The organism is Pseudomonas sp. LAIL14HWK12:I1, assembly GCF_003202095.1.
GTDB classification, from domain to species: domain Bacteria; phylum Pseudomonadota; class Gammaproteobacteria; order Pseudomonadales; family Pseudomonadaceae; genus Aquipseudomonas; species Aquipseudomonas monteilii.
In genome coordinates this window covers 247084-265278 of sequence record NZ_QJKG01000008.1, presented here as the reverse complement: position 1 = coordinate 265278, position 18195 = coordinate 247084, and the positions used below count along the sequence as shown (strand labels likewise).

General features: G+C 62.9%; 15 protein-coding genes. 4 read left to right on the top strand and 11 right to left on the bottom strand.

Features of this window, described 5'->3' with window-relative positions; genetic code table 11:
- The first annotated feature begins 64 nt into the window (after positions 1 to 64).
- Complete coding sequence (locus D906_RS20455; protein ID WP_027610177.1) at positions 65 to 1324, top strand: response regulator; 1260 nt, start codon at positions 65 to 67, stop codon at positions 1322 to 1324.
- A gap of 30 nt (positions 1325 to 1354) precedes the next feature.
- Here D906_RS20455 and D906_RS20450 read toward each other — a convergent pair whose 3' ends face one another.
- Both D906_RS20450 and desA read right to left on the bottom strand, forming a co-directional pair.
- Positions 1355 to 2383, bottom strand: coding sequence for a sensor domain-containing diguanylate cyclase (locus tag D906_RS20450; protein WP_016714437.1), 1029 nt, complete (start codon positions 2381 to 2383; stop codon positions 1355 to 1357).
- Between the two features lie 98 nt (positions 2384 to 2481).
- The gene (gene desA, locus D906_RS20445; RefSeq protein ID WP_019096488.1) at positions 2482 to 3666 is read right to left on the bottom strand and encodes a delta-9 fatty acid desaturase DesA; all 1185 of its coding nucleotides are present in this window, start codon (positions 3664 to 3666) and stop codon (positions 2482 to 2484) included.
- 146 nt (positions 3667 to 3812) lie between these two features.
- Between desA and dibA the strand changes: the two genes are divergently transcribed.
- Complete coding sequence (dibA, locus tag D906_RS20440) at positions 3813 to 5708, top strand: phosphodiesterase DibA (protein WP_025754087.1); 1896 nt, start codon at positions 3813 to 3815, stop codon at positions 5706 to 5708.
- A 31-nt stretch (positions 5709 to 5739) separates the two neighbouring features.
- Here dibA and D906_RS20435 read toward each other — a convergent pair whose 3' ends face one another.
- The 9 genes from D906_RS20435 to tcyJ all read right to left on the bottom strand — a co-directional run bounded on the left by D906_RS20435 (position 5740) and on the right by tcyJ (position 14656).
- Positions 5740 to 6384, bottom strand: coding sequence for a methionine ABC transporter permease (locus D906_RS20435; RefSeq protein WP_008096606.1), 645 nt, complete (start codon positions 6382 to 6384; stop codon positions 5740 to 5742).
- A complete protein-coding gene (locus D906_RS20430; RefSeq protein ID WP_019096486.1) occupies positions 6374 to 7483 on the bottom strand; it encodes a methionine ABC transporter ATP-binding protein in 1110 nt (369 codons plus the stop codon). The genes D906_RS20435 and D906_RS20430 overlap by 11 nt, the downstream gene beginning before the upstream one ends.
- Position 7484: 1 nt before the next feature.
- On the bottom strand, positions 7485 to 8285 hold the full coding sequence (locus D906_RS20425; protein WP_027615958.1) for a MetQ/NlpA family ABC transporter substrate-binding protein: 801 nt from the start codon (positions 8283 to 8285) through the stop codon (positions 7485 to 7487).
- On the bottom strand, positions 8278 to 9669 hold the full coding sequence (locus D906_RS20420; protein WP_027615957.1) for an LLM class flavin-dependent oxidoreductase: 1392 nt from the start codon (positions 9667 to 9669) through the stop codon (positions 8278 to 8280). The genes D906_RS20425 and D906_RS20420 overlap by 8 nt, the downstream gene beginning before the upstream one ends.
- Entirely contained in the window at positions 9669 to 10850 is a 1182-nt protein-coding gene (locus D906_RS20415) for an SfnB family sulfur acquisition oxidoreductase (protein ID WP_025754086.1), read from the bottom strand. Before D906_RS20415 ends, D906_RS20420 begins: the two co-directional genes overlap by 1 nt.
- Before the next feature lie 79 nt (positions 10851 to 10929).
- Positions 10930 to 12171 (bottom strand): SfnB family sulfur acquisition oxidoreductase, encoded by a 1242-nt coding sequence (locus tag D906_RS20410; RefSeq protein WP_019096909.1) that lies wholly within the window; start codon positions 12169 to 12171, stop codon positions 10930 to 10932.
- 264 nt (positions 12172 to 12435) lie between these two features.
- Positions 12436 to 13194 carry an L-cystine ABC transporter ATP-binding protein TcyN gene (gene tcyN / locus D906_RS20405; protein WP_019096908.1) on the bottom strand — a complete coding sequence of 253 codons (759 nt, stop codon included), beginning with the start codon at positions 13192 to 13194 and terminating at the stop codon, positions 12436 to 12438.
- Between the two features lie 2 nt (positions 13195 to 13196).
- Positions 13197 to 13865 carry a cystine ABC transporter permease gene (gene tcyL / locus D906_RS20400; protein ID WP_016714445.1) on the bottom strand — a complete coding sequence of 223 codons (669 nt, stop codon included), beginning with the start codon at positions 13863 to 13865 and terminating at the stop codon, positions 13197 to 13199.
- Positions 13862 to 14656, bottom strand: coding sequence for a cystine ABC transporter substrate-binding protein (gene tcyJ, locus D906_RS20395; protein ID WP_019096907.1), 795 nt, complete (start codon positions 14654 to 14656; stop codon positions 13862 to 13864). Before tcyJ ends, tcyL begins: the two co-directional genes overlap by 4 nt.
- 308 nt (positions 14657 to 14964) lie before the next feature.
- On the opposite strand from tcyJ, the gene epsC reads away from it, so the two are divergent.
- Together epsC and betT are read left to right on the top strand one after the other, a co-directional pair.
- Positions 14965 to 15897 carry a serine O-acetyltransferase EpsC gene (gene epsC / locus D906_RS20390; protein ID WP_016714447.1) on the top strand — a complete coding sequence of 311 codons (933 nt, stop codon included), beginning with the start codon at positions 14965 to 14967 and terminating at the stop codon, positions 15895 to 15897.
- A 270-nt stretch (positions 15898 to 16167) separates the two neighbouring features.
- Positions 16168 to 18129 (top strand): choline transporter BetT, encoded by a 1962-nt coding sequence (betT, locus tag D906_RS20385; protein ID WP_177325299.1) that lies wholly within the window; start codon positions 16168 to 16170, stop codon positions 18127 to 18129.
- Positions 18130 to 18195: the final 66 nt, after the last annotated feature.

The following is an 18195-nucleotide window of genomic DNA, read 5'->3' as shown; positions in this document are numbered from 1 at the left end:
AGCGGAGGATTTGCTTTGGAAGCTGCGACGGACTGTGTGTCAGGCTAATCAGGAGCTGTTGGCGATGAGCGCTGCAAACCCCACCGCACCACACGTACTGATTGTCGAGGGTGATCCCTGGGTACGTGACATGCTCAGCGAGATGCTGCTCAGCGTGCGTTGTGATGCCCGGCTGCAGGTATGCGCCGACGGCTCGCAGGCACTCAACCTGTTGGCCAACAAGCCTGACCTGATCATCGCCGCCCGCGAGCTGGCCGGTGTCGACGGCCTGGACCTGCTGCGCAAGGTCCGCGCCAAAGGGCCGGGCTTGCCGTTCATCCTCATGAGCAACCGCAGCGACAGCGCCAGTGTGCGCGAGGTGTTGCCTCTGCACCCCACCGCCTACCTGAGCAAACCACTGAACCTGGACAACCTGCGCAAGCGCCTGGAAGAGCTGCTGGTGGCCGTTGGCGAAGAAATCGCCTGCCCGGTGCCGGCCTTGCAGGCTGGCGCCAGCCTTCCCGCTTACCTTGAGCAGCGCCGTGCTACCGCCGATGGTGGGCCGCTGTTGGCCGATGTGCAGGTGGCGATCAAGCGAGCGCTCAACCCCCAGGGCCTGAACCTGAAGGTGCTCGAAGAGGAAGTGCGTAACGACCCTCAGGTTACCGCCGTGTTGATTGCCGCCGCCAACAGCGCCGCGCTGCACCGTGACGCCCCGGTACAAACGTTGCTGCAGGCCTTGAACAAGCTTGGCAGTACCCAGAGCATGAACCTGATCCTGGGCATGACCCTCAAGCGCAGCGCACGCCTCAGCGACCCGTTGCTGGCGGAACATGCCGCCCGTTACTGGGACCTGTCGCTGCACACTGCCGAATATGGCCGTACCTTGGCGCGCATGCTCGAACTGGACGAAGGGCGTTGCTATTGCGCGGGTTTGCTGCATTGCCTGGGTGACTTGGCGGTGTTGCGCTGCCTACAGGAGTGGCGCCTGGCCGGCGGCGAGCTGGACGAGGACAAGGTGCAGCTGTCGCTTGACGAATTTGGTGCGGCGTTCGGCTCGGCGCTGCGTACCCGCTGGCGCTTGCCCTTGGCGCTGCGGGAGTTGATCGCGGCCATTTACCAGCTTGGCGGTGGTGTCTATTCGCGGGAGATTCTGGCCATGAACCTGGCTGGGCAGTTGTCACGGCTGCCGGCCGAGCAGGGGATGGAGAAGGTGGCCAGTGGCAAGACCGCGCGGTTGCTCAAGCTGGGTTTGCCGGAGTTGAGCCGCCTGCGCAAAGTGGAGAATCCGGATGTGAAGCCACAGGAAGAGCCGCCTTTGGCTGAGGCGGAAGTTTCCAGCTGAGGACTAGGGGCCGCAAAGCGCCCCCAAAGGCTAGCCGCAGACGATCTGGTTCTTGCCCTGCCGTTTGGCCTGGTACATTGCCGCATCGGCCCGGGCATACAGGCTATCCAGCGTCACATCTTCATCCGTTAGCGCAGTTAGCCCCTGGCTCACTGTCACCCCGTACACCTGCTCTTCATGGCTAAAGCTCAAACGCTGAATCGCCCGCTGCAAGCGTTCGGCAATCTGTTCTGCCGCCTGGGCATTGCAACCCGGGAACACCGCCGCGAATTCCTCACCACCAATACGCCCGAACAGGTCGCCACGGCGTAGCACGGCCTTGCCGCTGTCGGCGATGCGTTGTAGCACCTGATCGCCTTCCTGGTGACCGTAGCTGTCGTTGATGCGCTTGAAATCATCGATATCGAGCAGCAAAAAGGCCAACGGTGTGCCGTCTTCGCGGGCGCTGTCAAAGGCTCGCTGGGCGCACTCGAAGAAGTGCCGACGGTTACTGCTTTGAGTCAGCACGTCGGTGGTGGCCAGGCGTTGCAACTCGCCTTCAAGCTGCTTCTTTTCAGTGATGTCTTCGGCGATGCCGACAATGATCACCCGGTCGCCGTCGTGCTGCTGGTTGATGTAGCACTTGTCACTTAGCCAGCGCAGTTGACCGTCGGCATTGAGAATGCGGTATTCGCGGTCTTCCACCGAACCTTTGAGCAGCACCTGGGCCAGGCTGCGCTCGGCGTACTCCAGGTCGTCGGGGTAGATGCTGTCGCGCCATTCGTTGTAGTCGGCCAGCACCAGGCTGACCGGGCGGCCGAAGATTCGCTCGTAGGCGGGGCTTACGTACAGCACCTGGCGGGTTTCCCAGTCGAAGGCCCAGAGCACCGCATTGACACTGTCGAGCAGTGAACTGAACAGTTGCTCGCGTTCGCTCAGGCGGGCGACTTCGCCTTGGGCGTGGAGCAAGGCCAGCAGGGTCTGGGCGGCTTCAGGAGGCGGAGTGCCGGGCAGGATCGTGGGGATGTTCTTGGCCATGTGCACGAATCGGGTCTCGACTTGAAAGCGTGCGGCCAGCATCCTGCCCGCCACGCGGGCGATGTGCGATTTTGAGTGGTGGCGAGGGGGCGAAGTTCCGAACGGCATGCCCCGAAAGGGGGCATGCCGACTAACGGCGGTCAGGCGCCGGAGGGGCGTAGGGAATAGGTTTTCAGCTGCGCTGCGAAGTCGCGCAGGGCATGAATGCCGCTGGTTTCGGCTTCGTGTACCCAGTCCTTCATGGCCGCTAGCATGTCGTGCCCGTTGGCGCTGGTGCGCGCCCAGATCTGCTGCAGGGCCAGGCGTTTTTCGTAAATGGTCTTCAGCGCCTGGCTGTGCGCAAGCATGGACTCGATGCGCATGTGGTGGCGGTCTTCCAGCAGGCTGGTTTCACGCGACAGCAGGCGCTTGGCGCGGCGGAAGTGGTGACTTACCGACGCGTCTACCCGGGCCAGCTCCTGCTTGACCAGCGGGCCGATCACCAGCTTGCGGTACTGCGCCATGATCTGGAAGCGGTTGTTGAGGATGGCCATGGCGGTGTCCATGTCCAGGCTGGCCTTGCCCGCCACCCGGTGAGCGATCGGCGCCACACGCTGCACCTTGGCCAGGCGCAACAGGCAGAACAGGCGTATCCAGGCCCAGCCCATGTCGAACTCCCAGCGCTTGACCGACAGCTTGGCCGAGTTGGGGTAGGTGTGGTGGTTGTTGTGCAGTTCTTCACCCCCAATGACGATGCCCCATGGCACCAGGTTGGTGGCAGCGTCGCGGCATTCGAAGTTGCGATAGCCCAGTGCGTGGCCCAGGCCGTTGACCACGCCGGCCGCCCAGAACGGAATCCACATCATCTGCACGGCCCAGATGGTGATACCGATGGTGCCGAACAGCAGCAGGTCGATGACGGCCATCAGTGCAATGCCGCCCAGCTTGTAGCGCGAATAGAGGTTGCGCTCGATCCAGTCCTCCGGGCAGTTCTTGCCATAAATGCGCAGGGTTTCGGGGTTGCGCGCCTCTTCCCGGTACAGCTCGGCACCCTTGCGCAATACCGTGCTCAGGCCTTTGTGAACAGGGCTGTGCGGGTCGTCGGGGGTTTCGCATTTGGCGTGGTGTTTGCGATGGACGGCGGTCCACTCGCGTGTGTTCTGCGCCGTGGTCAGCCACAGCCAGAAGCGGAAGAAGTGCTTGAGCGCGCCGTTGAGCTCCAGGGCCCGGTGCGCGGAGTAGCGATGCAGGTAGACCGTGACGCTGACAATGGTCACATGGGTCATCAACAGAGTGATGCCGACCAGTTGCCAGGCCGACAAGTCGAGCAGGCCGTTGTACCACATAGGTGTAAAAACCCTCGGAATGCAGGAGGAGGGGCTGATTATCCCTCGGGAGGGAAATAAAACCAGTCACCCGTTCAGATAGGAGGTCACGACATGTTTCAGCCTTTATACTGCCCCATTATTTCTGATGGGCTATCCCACCCGACATGTCTGTTTCCGTTCGCGACGCCTTGCGCATGGCTGCGCTGTATGTGGTGCTCTCGATCCTCTGGCTGGTGCTGGCCGAGGTGGTGCTGCACGGCATGACTGACGATCCCCTTGCATTGACCGTGGGGCGGCAGATCAACGTGGTGCTGTGGGTGCTGTTCAGTGCCTTGCTGATTTACGTGTCGCGGGTGCGTCTGCTGAACTTCATCGGCCGTGGTGCCCGCTTGCGTTGTGAAGACCGGGAACGGCTGCGCATGGCGGCTGCGGTGTTCGACAGCACACTCGAAGGGGTGCTGGTCACGGACCGCCACGGCCTGATCGTGCACGTCAACCGCGCGTTCATGCGCATCACAGGCTACCAACAGGATGAGGTCATCGGGCAGCGCCCGAACAAGTTCAAATCAGGCCGCCATGGGTTGCCGTTCTATGAGCAGATCTTCGCCACGCTGGCCGATAAGGGCGAATGGAGCGGGGAAATCTGGAACCGGCGCAAAAGCGGCGAAATCTACCCGCAATGGCAGACCATTCGCGCCATTCGCGGCGACGATGGTGAACTGAGCCATTACGTGGCGGTATTCAGTGACATCAGCGCAATCAAGCATTCTGAGCAGGAACTGGCATACCTGGCCCACCACGACCCGTTGACCGGCCTGCCCAACCGCCTGCTGTTCACCGACCGCGTCGAGCAGGCCTTGGCGGCGGCCCAGGCCAACAAGCGCGGTTGTGCCCTGTTGCTGCTGGACCTGGACCACTTTCAGAGCATCAACGATGGCCTGGGCCACACCATCGGTGACCAGTTGCTGAAGCTGGTGGGCGAGCGCCTGGGGGAGGTACTGGGTGCAGGCGTGACCTTGGCGCGCCTGGGTGGCGACGAATTTGGCGTGCTGGCGGAGAACTGCCAGCAGGTCGGCCAGGCGGGCAAGCTGGCGCAGTGCATCATCGAGCGTATGCGCGAGCCGTTCCAGTTCGATGGCCATCGCCTGTTCATCAGTGTCAGTGCGGGCATCAGCCTGTTCCCCAGCGATGCGTTGAGTGCCGAACAACTGCTGCGCAATGCCGATTCGGCGCTGTTCAAAGCCAAGAGCAACGGGCGGGCGTGCTATGCGCTGTATACCGAAGAGCTGACCGCCCATGCCCAGCACCGGGTAGAGACCGCCGGTGATCTGCGCCGGGCCCTGGAGCAGGATGAGCTGCGGGTGTACTTCCAGCCGGTACATGACCTGGCTTCAGGCCGACAAGTCGGGGTCGAAGCGCTGGTGCGCTGGCAGCACCCCCAGCGCGGCCTGGTGCCGCCGGGCGAGTTCATCCCGATTGCCGAGCGCACGGGGCTGATTGCCGAGATCGACACCTGGGTGCTGCGCCAGGCCTGCCGACAAATGGTGCAGTGGCAGGCTGAAGGCCGGCAGCTGGCGTTCGTGGCGGTAAACATCTCCAGCCGCCTGTTTGGCCAGCACGAGTTGTACCGGCAAGTGGCCGAAGTGCTGCACGAGACGGGCCTGGCCCCGGCCATGCTGGAGCTCGAAGTAACCGAAAGCGCGGTGATGGAAGACCCGGAAGTGGCACTGGAGCAGTTGCACCGGTTGCGTGAGCTGGGGGTGACCTTGGCCATCGATGACTTTGGCACCGGGTATTCGTCGCTGCTGCGGCTCAAGCGTTTGCCGGTGCAGAAGCTGAAAATCGACCAGGGCTTCGTGGCCGGTTTGCCGCACGATGAAGACGACATCGCGATCGTGCGGGTGATCATCGCCCTGGCCCACAGCATGGGTATGCAGGTGCATGCCGAGGGCATCGAGCTGGCAGAGCAGGCCAGCTTCTTGCTGCAAGAGCAGTGTCAGCTGGGGCAGGGCTACTGGTTCGGGCGGCCGGTACCGGCTGGGGATCTTCGCTGGGATTGAGATTGCCGGGGCCGCAAGGCGGCCCCGGCATTCAACGCTTGTTCAAACCCTTCGCCAAGCGGTCCCCGCCCAGCTGGATCAACGCCACCAACGCCACCAGCATGGCGATCACGGTCAGCATGATCTGGCTGTCGAAACGCTGGTAGCCATACCGGTAGGCAATATCCCCCAACCCCCCCGCACCAATCGCGCCGGCCATGGCCGAAGAGTTGATCAGGGTTACCAGGGTAATGGTGAAGCCGCCGACAATGCCGGGCAGCGCCTCAGGCAAGAGCACATGCCAGACGATGTGCCAGCGTCGGCAGCCCATGGCCTGCGCAGCTTCCACCAGGCCATGATCCACTTCGCGCAGGCTGACCTCGGCAATCCGCGCGAAGAACGGGGTGGCGGCAATGGTCAGCGGCACCACCGCCGCCCATACGCCGTAAGTGGTGCCTACCACCAGGCGGGTAAAGGGAATCAGCGCGACCATCAGGATCAGGAACGGGATCGAGCGGAACAGGTTGACGAAGGCGCCCAACACGCGATTTAGCAGCGGTGCTTCGAAGATGCCACCTTTGTCGCTGGTGACCAGCAGCACCGCCATCGGTACCCCTACCAGCAGGGCGATCAGCGACGATACGCCGACCATCAACAGGGTATCGAGCAAACCTTCCAGCAGGCGATCAAACCACATGGCCCAGTACCTCCACGTCCTCGGCCCAGCGGCGGGCGCGCTCCAGTAATTGATGAGTGTCATGCGGCGAGTGCCGCACCGACAGGATCAGCTGGCCCAAGACATGTTCGCCAATGGTCTCCACGCCGCCCTGCAGCAAGCGCACACGCCCACCCAGTTCGTTGAACAGGGCAGACAGTTCAGGTTCGCCCAGCACCGTCAGTTTCAACACCACGGCACTGTCGCGGCTCGCCGGGCTGGCTTGCAGGCTGGCTTGCAGCGCGGCAGGCAGCCTGGCCTGCAGTGGTGCAAGCAAGGTGCGGGTGACCTCGTGGCGAGGCGAACCGAACACCCGCCAGACCTCGCCCTGTTCGACCACTTCGCCACGCTCGAGCACCACCACCCGGTGGCAGATATCGCGGATCACGGCCATTTCGTGGGTGATCAGCACGATGGTCAGCCCCAGGCGCTGGTTGATGTCGCGCAGCAGCTCAAGGATCGAGGCCGTGGTTTCCGGGTCCAGCGCGGAGGTGGCCTCGTCGCACAGCAGAATCTCGGGGTCGTGTACCAACGCCCGGGCAATACCGACGCGCTGCTTTTGCCCGCCGGACAGCTGCGCCGGGTAGACGTGGTGTTTTTCCTGCAGGCCAACCAGCTCCAGCAGTTCACGCACCTTGCGCTGGCGCTCGGCCTTGGCCACACCGGCCACTTTCAACGGCAGCTCGACGTTCTGCCACACGGTTTTGGCCGACATCAGGTTGAAGTGCTGGAAGATCATGCCGATGCGCCGACGCAGCGCCACCAGGTGGTCTTCGTCGAAGGGGGCGATGTCCACCTGATCGATCAGCACCCGGCCCTGGCTGGGTTGCTCCAGTCGGTTGATGGTGCGCAGCAGCGATGACTTGCCGGCCCCGCTGCGGCCGATGATGCCGAAGATCTCGCCATGACGGATGTTCAGGTCGATGCCTTGCAAGGCCGGTTGTGCCTGGCCAGGGTAGGTCTTGCCCAGGCCGATAAAGCGCACATGGGCTTCATTGACCTCCGGGCGCAGGGCCTGTTCCTTGACCGTTGGCGGCAATGGTTGGGGGGTAGGCGCCCTGAGCGCGCTGGCCTGGCTCATGTCAGCCTTCCCAGCCGGCCTGGTAGAGCTTGCCGTGGGCTTTGTCGAGCGCTGCACGCACGGCTGGCGAGTGCTGGTAGATGTCGACGAACTTGGCCAGGCGCGGGTCGTCCTTGCTCTGTGGGCGAATGACGAACTGGATCACGTATTCCTTGTTCTCCAGGCCGTCGAACAGCAGCGCAGAGCCTGCGTCGAAGCTGTTGGCCAGGCGGATGTAGGCCGGGTACCCCTGCACCAGGTCGGCGTCATCGTAAGCGCGGACCAGCTGAACTGCCTCGACCTGAAGGATTTTCAGTTTTTTCGGGTTGGCGACGATGTCGTCCTCGGTGGCCTTGTAGCCAACGCCCGGCTTGAGGGTAATCAGCCCGGCCTTGGCCAGCAGTTGCAGGCCACGGCCGCTGTTGATCGGGTCGTTGGCAATGGCCACGCTGGCGCCTTCAGGCAGCTCGGCAAAGCTTTTGTACTTTTTCGAGTACAGGCCAACGTTGTTGATGATGCCCGGTGCATAAGGCACCAGGTTGAAGCCAGCAGCTGCCTTGGCGTTTTCCAGGAACGGGATGTGCTGGAAGTAGTTCACGTCGATGTCGCCGCTGTTGAGGCTGACGTTGGGTGCGATCCAGTCGCTGAACTCGATCAGCTTCACTTCCAGGCCTTGTTTGTGCGCTTCTTCCACGGCGGCTTCCAGCGGTATCGCAAAGGCCGAGGTGGTGCCGATCTTCAGTGGGTCGGCTGCCAGGGCGTGGGCGGACAGGCCAAGGGTGAGGGCAACGGCCGCGACGGGCCGGAACAGTTTCTCAAGCATGGTGCGGGACTCCAGTCGGGGCAGGGGAAGGGACAAAACGATAGGCCGAACCAGGGTGATCGGCGGGCAAGTGCGGGTGGTCGGACTGGAACAGCTTCTCGCGCAGGGTGCCTTCGGCGTAGGCCGTCTTGTAGCGGCCACGCCGCTGCAGTTGCGGGATGACCAGGTCGATGAAGTCTTCGAAGCTTTCCGGGGTGACGGTACGGGTCAGGTTGAAACCGTCCAGGCCGGTTTCATCAATCCATGCGATCAACTGATCGGCCACCTGTTCGGGTGCGCCGACCAAGGTTACGTAGCGGCCACCGAGGGCGTGCTGCTCAAGCAGACGGCGGCGGGTCCAGGCGTTGTCTTGTAACTGGCGCGTGGCGGACTGAATGGCGTTGCCCTGGCTGAAGCCGATTGGCTCATCCAGTTCATAGGCCGCAAAGTCTATGCCGGTGGATGCAGCGAAGTGCGCGACGCCGGCTTCAGGGCTTGCATGGCGCAAGTACTCGGCATGCTTGGCCTGGGCCTCTTGCTCGGTGGCTGCGACGATTACCGTGATCCCCATGAACACCTTGATTGCCTGCGGGTCGCGGCCGGCCGCTTGCGCAGCGGCGCGTACCTTGTCGACCTGGGCGCGTGTGGCCGCTTTGTCCTGGCCACTGATGAACACGCATTCGGCGTGGCTGCCGGCAAAGGCCAGGCCGCGATGCGAGCTGCCGGCCTGGAACAGCACCGGCGTGCGCTGTGGCGAGGGTTCGCTCAGGTGATAGCCCTCGACGTTGTAGAACTCGCCGTGGTGGCTGACTTTGCGCACCTTGTCGGGCTGGGCGTACACGCGCTGCTGGCGGTCGGCGACCACCGCATCGTCGGCCCAGCTGCCTTCCAGCAGCTTGTACAGCACCTGCAGGTATTCGTCGGCCTGGTCGTAGCGGCGGTCATGCTCCGGTTGTTGCGCCAGGCCCATGGCCCGGGCGGCGCTGTCGAGGTAGCCGGTGACGATGTTCCAGCCCACCCGGCCATTGCTCAGGTGGTCGAGGGTGGACAGGCGGCGGGCGAACAGGTACGGCGCCTCGTAGGTGAGGTTGGCGGTAAGGCCGAAACCCAGGTGGCGGGTAACTGCTGCCATGGCCGAGACTAGCAGCAGCGGGTCGTTGACCGGCAGCTGGATCGACTCCTTGAGGGTGACGTCCAGCGACTGGCCGTAGATGTCGTAGGTACCCACGATGTCGGCAATGAACAGCCCATCGAACAGGCCGCGTTCCAGCAGGCGTGCCAGGTTGGTCCAGTAGTCCAGGGTCTTGTACTGGGTCGAGGTGTCCCGTGGGTGGGTCCACAGGCCGTGGTTGATGTGCCCGATGCAGTTCATGTTGAAGGCATTGAGCAGGAGCTGCTTGGCCATCAGATAGTCCCCCGGCGTGGCGGGTTGGCATCGTTGAGGTAGTAGTTGCCGATGGCGTGGTACTTCCAGCGCACCGGGTCGTGCAGGGTGTGCACGCGAGCGTTGCGCCAGTGTCGGTCGAGGTTGTGTTCGGCCAGGGTGGCCTGGCTGCCGCCCAGTTCGAACAGGGCGGTACCGGCGGCAAGGGAAATCTCGGTGCTGATGGCCCGTGCTTCGGCCACGGCGATGGAGGCGGCGGCCACATTGTCGGCGGTGCTGTCGTCGCGGGCGCGGTCGAGGTATTCACCGGCGCGTTCCAGCAGGGCCTCGGCGGCGTGCAGGCGGATGGCCAGGTGGCCGAAGCTTTTGAGTGTCAGCGGGTCATCGGTGGCCTTGTCCAGCCCGGAATCGACCCACGGGCGGCTGCGGGTACGCACGAAGTGCAGGGCATCTTCATAAGCGGCGCGGGCGATGCCGGTGTCGATGGCGGCATGAAGGATCTGCGCCAGCGGGCCGACCGGAGTAGGGCGCTCGAAGGCGCTCTGGAACGGCACGACGTCGGCAGCGCTGACGTACACGTTGTCGAACACCACCGAGCCACTGCCGGTAGTGCGTTGGCCGAAACCGCTCCAGTCGTCGATCACTTGCAGGCCCTGGCTGTCGGCCGGGACGAAGGCCAGTTGCTGTACGCCTTGGTCATCAACGACCGAAGTCGGGATGCGCTGGGCATAAATGGCGCCAGTCGAATAGAACTTGCGGCCGTTTATGCGGAAACCGTCACCATCTCGGCTCAGGCGAGTGGTGCGCTCGTTGGCGGTCTTGGTGCCCAGCTCGGCCAGGGCGTTGCCGAAACGCCTGCCGGCCAGTACTTCGGCGTACAGGCGTTGCTGCTGCTCGGGTGTACCGTTTACCCGTAGTACTTCCAGGCCGTAGAAGTGGTTTTGCGGGATTTGCCCGAGCGAGCCGTCGGCCTGGGCGATACGGGCGATGACCTTGGCCAGGGTGACGTTGGACACGCCAGCGCCGCCGAAGGCCTTGGGTACGCTGATCGCCCACAGGCCGGAGCGGGTGAACAGCTCCAGTTCGGCGTGTGGCAGGCGGCGTTCGCGGTCGCGCAGGGCGCTGTCGCGGCGCAGTTGCTGGGCGATGTCTTCGGCGACTGCCAGGGCTTCGGTGTCGCTGGTGATGATATTTGTAGTCATGGTGTTCTCCGGGGGCCGCTGCGCAGCCCTTCGCGGGCTCGCCCGCGAAGGGCTGCGCAGCGGCCCCAAAGGCAGCAAATCAGATCCAGGAATGCCGCGCAGGCAGGGTGCCGTTGAGGTGGTACGCGCCCACCGCGTGGTACTTCCAGCGCACCGGGTCATGCAGGGTATGCACCCGGGCATTGCGCCAGTGGCGGTCGAGGTTGAATTCGGCAAGGGTGGCGCGGCTGCCGGCCAGCTCGAACAGCTTTTCGCTAGCCTGTAGGGCAATCTCGGTGGTCAGCACCTTGGCCTCGGCCACGGCAATCGAGGCTCGCGCCGCACTGGCTGCGTCGATTGGCGCGGCATTGACTTCGTCCAGTACCCGCGCAGCCTTGCTCAGCAGGGCTTCGGCGGCGTGTAGCTCAAGCTTCAGGCGGCCGATGTCGGCGATTACATACGGGTCGTCGCTGGCGCGGTCCACGTTGGCTTCGATCCACGGGCGAGACTTTTCGCGCACGAAGGTGATCGCATCATCAATCGCTGCTTCAGCGATGCCGGCATCAATTGCCGCCTGGATCAGCTGTGACGCCGCACCCTGGATGTTAGGGATCTCACGCTGGCGCCAGTTGTCGATCACCAGCTCCACGTCGACCGGCACCTGGTCGAGCAGCACGGTGCCGCTGGCGGTGGTACGTTGGCCAAACCCGGACCAGTCATCGACGATGCGCAACCCCGGGCTGCCGCGGCGCACGAACGCCAGGCGCTGGCGGCCCTCGTCGTCCAGTGCCTTGACGGCCACCCAGTGGGCGAACAGGGCGCCGGTGGAATAGAACTTCTCGCCGCTGATGCGATAGCTGTCGCCAGCGCGAGTGATCCGGGCCTTGAGGGTGAGGGTGTCTTTGGTGCCGCGCTCGGGGCCGGCATTGCCGATGCGCCAACCGTCGAGCACGCTGCGGAAGATCAGCGCCTGTTGCGCCTCGGTGGCCGTCAGGCGAATCAGTTGCAGCATGCCGAACTGGTTCTGCGGGATCTGCCCCAGGGCCGGGTCGGCGGCGCTGATCACGCGGAACACTTCGGCAACGGTTTCGAACGACACGTCGGGGCCGCCGTGGGCCTTGGGTACGCTGATGCTGCCCAGGCCGCTGCGGGTGAACAGTTCGATCTCGGCCCAAGGCAGTTTGCGTTGCTGGTCGCGGCGTGCGGCCTGCTCGCGGGCGACCTCAGCCAGTTCGCGGGCCGCTTGCAAGGCTTCGGCGTCGTTGCGCAGAACTTTGGCCGGCAGCAGCAAGGGCGAGCTGTCGAGATCGCTGTGGAATTGGGTGTTTGGCTGGCTGGACATCAGTGCCGCTCCTTGGCTGCACTCAATGCCCTGGCGTTACGCACTGGGGTGATTGTGATCCTGACCATTCCTGACCTCACAAAAAAGTTGTGCCGCTACAGCTGATCGCGACAGATATGTGCTGGTCCGGTGGTCCGGTTTATATACCCTAATGCTTTATAAAAAGTTTATGAACTAACTCTTTGGAATATGTATAGAAGGAGGGATTTACAGCGGATGTGCCGGCCCTTTCGCGGGTAAACCCGCGAAGAGGCCGTAACAGATTTACTCGGAGGCGGCAGTACCCAGGAACTTGCGCAAGAACTGCCGGGTACGCTCTTCCTTTGGCGCCGCAAACAGTGCCTTGGCTTCTCCCTGCTCCACGATCACGCCCTTGTCGAAGAAGATCACCCGGTTCGCCACATCCCGGGCAAAGCTCATTTCGTGCGTAACGATGATCATGGTGCGCTTCTCCTCGGCCAGGCCGCGGATGGTCGCCAGCACTTCACCCACCAGCTCCGGGTCCAGTGCCGAGGTGGGTTCGTCGAACAGGATCACCTCCGGCTCCATGGCCAGGGCACGGGCGATCGCCACTCGTTGCTGCTGGCCCCCGGACAGGCGCCGGGGGTAGGCGTCTTCCTTGCCTGCCAGGCCAACCTTGGCCAGCAGGCGCCGACCCAGCTCGATGGCTTGCTCGCGGGGCGTCTTCTTGACGATCACCGGCCCCTCGATCACGTTCTCCAGCGCGGTGCGGTGCGGGAACAGGTTGAAGTTCTGAAACACGAACCCGGCTTGCTGGCGCAATCGGCGAATCGCACTTTGCTGCCCGCCCAAGGGGCGGTTGGCATCGATGCTGATAGCGCCGATCTTGATCTGCCCGGCGTCGGGCGTCTCCAGCAGGTTGAGGCAGCGCAGGAATGTGGTCTTGCCCGAGCCACTGGGGCCAATGATGGCCACCACTTCGCCGGGCTGTACGGTCAGGTCGATACCGTTGAGCACGGTCTGGCCCTTGAACCGCTTGGTCAGGCCTTTGACTTCAATCATGCTCAGTGCTCCTGGTCATGCTGGTTGACCCGCGCTTCCATGCGGTTCTGGAAGTGCGCAAGGATGCTGCACAGCACCCAGTAGATGACCGCGACCGCCACGTACATGGTGAACACTTCGAAGGTGCGTGCGGTAATCAGCTGCGCCTGGCGGAACAGTTCGGGCACCTGGATGGTGGCCGCCAGGGCGGTGTCCTTGACCAGCGAAATGAAGCTGTTGCCCAAGGGGGGCAGGGCAGTGCGCAAGGCTTGCGGCAGGATCGCCCGGCGCATGGCCTGAACGCGGGTCATGCCGATGCTGGCGGCCGCTTCCCACTGGCCGCGGTCGATCGAGGAGATTGCTGCGCGCAGGATTTCGCAGATGTAGGCCGCCATGTTCAACGACAGGCCGATCAGCGAGGCGGGGATGGGGTCGAGTTCGATGCCGATCTGCGGCATGCCGAAATAGATCACGAACAGCTGCACCAGCAGCGGCGTGCCGCGAAAGAACGACACGTAGATCCGCGCCAGCCAGTTCAGCGGCAAGATCTTCGACAGACGCATCAGCGCCAGGGCAAAGCCCAGCACCAGGCCGAAGAACATGCCGCCAACGCTGAGCAGCACCGTATAACCCGCGCCCTTCAGCAGGAAGGGCGTGGAGTCGACAACGAGTTGCAGGCTTTCAGCGATCATTTGGTGACATCAGCACCGAAGTATTTCTCGGACAGCTTGGCCAGCGTGCCGTCAGCCTTTAGCTTGTCGATGGCCTTGTTGATGGCATCGAGCAGCTCTGGCTCGCCCTTGCGCAGGGCTACGCCACTTTCCAGACGGGAGAACGCATCGCCGGCCAGCTCCGTATCCTTGGCTTTTTGCGCGTATTCCAGTGCGGCCAGGCGGTCGATCAGGATGGCGTCGATGCGACCGTTACGCAGGTCGGCGAACTTGCTCGGGTCGTCTTCATAGGTGCGCACATCGGCTTGCGGCACGTCTTGTTTCACCCACTGTTCGTAGTTGGTGCCCAGGCCCACGCCCACTTTCTTGCCGGCCAGGTCGGCGGCCTTGTGGATGTTCAACTGCTCGGCCTTCTTCTTCAGGATCAGCGCCTGGATGCCGGAGATGGTGTAGGGCTCGGAGAAGTCGTACTTCTTCTTGCGCTCTTCGGAAATGGTCACCTGGTTGATGACTACGTCCAGGCGCTTGGACTCCAGCGCAGCGAGGATGCCGTCCCATTTGGTCGGCTGGACCTTGGCCTTGACCCCCAGCTCCTTGGCCAGCAACTCGGACAGTTCCACTTCGAAGCCGGTCAGCTTGCCGTTTTCGTCCTGGAAGCTGAACGGTGGGTAGGTGCCTTCCAGGCCGACGTTGATCACGCCTTTTTCCTGGATGGTCTTCAGCTGCTCGCCCGCGAAGGCCTGGCTGAGCAGGCCGGCACCCAGCAGAACAGCCAGGGTAGCGTTGAGTAGCGGTTTGGCGAATTTCGACATGTCAGAGCCCCGCGCTTGTTGTGTAAGTAGTGAGGTGGCGACTATAGGGTTGGCTGCTTAGGCCAGGAAATACTAAAAAATTATTTTGTTATTTCCATTTTGATTTGTGCCAGGAGCTGGCTGCTTTGAGGGTAGGCGAGGATGCCGGTGCCGTCATCGCGGCTTATGCCTGACTTAGCGCAGGATGGAATAAAGCGTTGTTTTTTCCAAGGGGCTGATTTGCCGTAGAGTGGATCGCATGTAGGCAGGCCCGGCCTCTTCGCGGGCCTGGCGACACCATTAGATGGCCTATACGGCAGGAGAAAACCGTGAGCGAACAACCTTCATCCGCGCACTGGCAGTTGCAGAGCATCGTCAGTGGCCTGCGCGGCGCCCGTGAGCAATGGCGCACCCGTAATGGCCGCAGCATTGGCGAGCAGGGCGGGCGCGAGTTGCCGTCGCGCGAGGCGATGCGGCAGATTCTGGAGCAACTGTGCGGCGCGCTGTTCCCCATGCGCCTGGGCCCAGTCGATTTGCGCGAAGAAAGCGAAGACTTCTATGTCGGCCATACCCTGGATGCCGCGCTGACCGCCTTGCTTGCCCAGGCTCGCCTTGAACTGCGCTATGCGGCACGGCAAAGCAAGGCTGAGCTGGCTGGCGTCGACGCCCATGCGTTGAGCCTTATCCAGGGTTTCGCAGCTGCGCTACCGGAGCTGCGCGTACTGCTCGACACCGACGTGCTGGCCGCCTACCACGGCGACCCGGCAGCGCGTAGCGTGGATGAAGTGCTGCTGTGCTACCCGGGTATCCTGGCGATCATCCACCACCGCCTGGCGCACCACCTGTACCAGGCCGGCTTGCCGCTGTTGGCGCGGATCAGCTCGGAGCTGGCGCATTCGGCCACCGGTATCGACATTCACCCTGGTGCGCAGATTGGCCCGAGCTTCTTCATCGACCACGGGACCGGTGTGGTGATTGGCGAAACCGCGATCATCGGCGAGCGCGTGCGCATCTACCAGGCCGTGACCCTGGGCGCCAAGCGCTTCCCGAGCGATGAGTCGGGAACCCTGCACAAAGGCCTGCCACGGCACCCGATTGTCGAGGACGATGTGGTGATCTATGCCGGGGCCACGGTGCTGGGGCGCATTACCATCGGCAAAGGTTCGACCATTGGCGGCAATGTGTGGCTGACCCGCAGTGTGCCGGCTGAAAGCAACATTACCCAGGCCAACCTGCAGCTGGATTGCCAGGACAAGAATTGATCTGGCATTTGTATTGGTTGTTCCGGCCTCTTCGCGGGCAAGCCCGCGAAGAGGCCGGAACAGGAAGGCACCAATCAGCACTCCAATTCGCAATGAAATCCGATCCATGTTTAACTTGAACGCTTGTTCAATGAAAAACGCTGGTCCGCTGCCGGTGTTCAACAGGAGGATTCCTTTGCTGAACCCGTTCATTCCGAACCTTACGTCATTTGACGAGGTGCACGCCCGATGAGTGCACCGACCCCGTCCATTGCCAATGGCAAAATCCGCATGAACCCTCCGGTGTTCTACTTTGCGGCAAGTTTCATCCTCGTTTTTGGCCTGGTAGTCATTTCCAACCCGCAAGCGGCAGGTGACTGGTTGCTGGCAGCGCAGAACTGGGCGGCCAATACGGTCGGCTGGTACTACATGCTGGCCATGACGCTGTACCTGGTCTTCGTGGTGGTCACCGCCTTGTCCGGCTACGGCAAGATCAAGCTCGGTGCCGACCACGACGAACCCGAGTTCAGTTACCTGTCGTGGGCCGGCATGCTGTTTGCCGCCGGTATCAGCATCACGTTGTTCTTCTTCTGTGTTTCCGAACCTCTCACCCACATGCTGCAGCCGCCCCAGGGCGAAGCGGGCACGGCAGAGGCCGGGCGCCAGGCGATGCAGATTCTGTTCCTGCACTGGGGCCTGCATGGCTGGGGGGTGTTCGCCTTCGTCGGCATGGCCCTGGCTTATTTCGCTTACCGGCACAACCTGCCGCTGGCGTTGCGTTCGGCGCTGTACCCGCTGATCGGAAAGCGCATCAACGGGCCGATCGGCTACGCAGTGGATGGCTTCGGCATCATCGCCACAGTGTTCGGCCTGGGGGCCGACATGGGCTTTGGCGTGCTGCACCTGAACGCTGGCCTGGACTACCTGTTCGGCATCAGCCACAGCCAGTGGGTGCAGGTTATCCTCATCACCCTGATGATGGGCGCGGCGGTAGCCGTGGCCGTTGCCGGGGTGGAGAAGGGCGTGCGGGTGATGAGCGACATCAACCTGTTCCTGGCCTGCGCACTGCTGCTGTTCGTGCTGTTCGCCGGGCCGACCCAGCACCTGTTCAACACATTGATCCAGAACCTGGGTGACTACCTGGGCGCCTTGCCGCGCAAGAGCTTCGATGTGTATGCCTACGGTGAAAACCGTGACTGGCTGGGCGGCTGGACAGTGTTTTACTGGGCCTGGTGGATTGCCTGGGCACCGTTCGTGGGCCTGTTCATCGCCCGTATCTCCCGTGGCCGTACCATCCGCGAGTTCGTCTTTGGCGTGCTGCTGATTCCGTTGGGGTTCACCCTGGCGTGGATGTCGATCTTCGGCAACAGCGCGCTGGACCAGGTGATCAACCATGGCATGACCGCACTGGGCCAGTCGGCACTGGATGACCCGTCGATGAGCCTGTACCTGCTGCTGGAGACCTACCCCTGGAGCAAGGTGGTGATCGCCACCACGGTGTTCATCAGCTTCGTGTTCTTCGTCACGTCGGCCGACTCGGGCACCGTGGTGCTGTCGACCTTGTCGGCCAAGGGGGGCGAAGCCTATGAGGACGGGCCGAACTGGCTGCGCATCTTCTGGGGCGCGATGACCGCGCTGATCACCAGTGCGCTGTTGTTCGCGGGCAGCATCGACTCGCTGAAGTCGGCGGTGGTGCTGACCTCGCTGCCGTTCTCGCTGATTCTTTTGTGCATGATGTGGGGGCTGCACAAGGCGTTCTACCTGGAGTCGCAACGGCAGATCGCGCAGATGCACTCGCTGGCCCCGTTCGCCCAGTCACGTCGCGGTCGTGGTGGCTGGCGCCAGCGCCTGAGCCAGGCCGTGCATTTCCCGTCGCGTGATGAGGTGTACCGCTTCATGGACGACGTAGTGCGCCCGGCGATTGCCGAGGTCCGTGAAGTGTTCGAGCAGAAGGGCCTGGTGCTGATTACCCAGGATGACCCGAGCCACGACAACGTCAGCCTGAAGATTGGCCATGGCGAGGAGCAGCCGTTCATTTACCAGGTGCAGATGCGTGGGTATTTCACACCGTCGTTCGCCTTGGGTGGGCTGGGTACGCAGGAGTTGAAGAACCGCCGTTATTACCGGGCGGAGGTTCACCTGAGCGAAGGCAGCCAGAACTATGACCTGGTGGGCTACAGCAAGGAGCAGATCATCAACGACATTCTGGACCAGTACGAACGGCACATGCAGTACCTGCATCTGGTCCGTTAGGTCGCCGGGGCCGCTTTGCGGCCGTTTCGCGGCACAAGGCCGCTCCTACAGGAGTACGCGATCCCT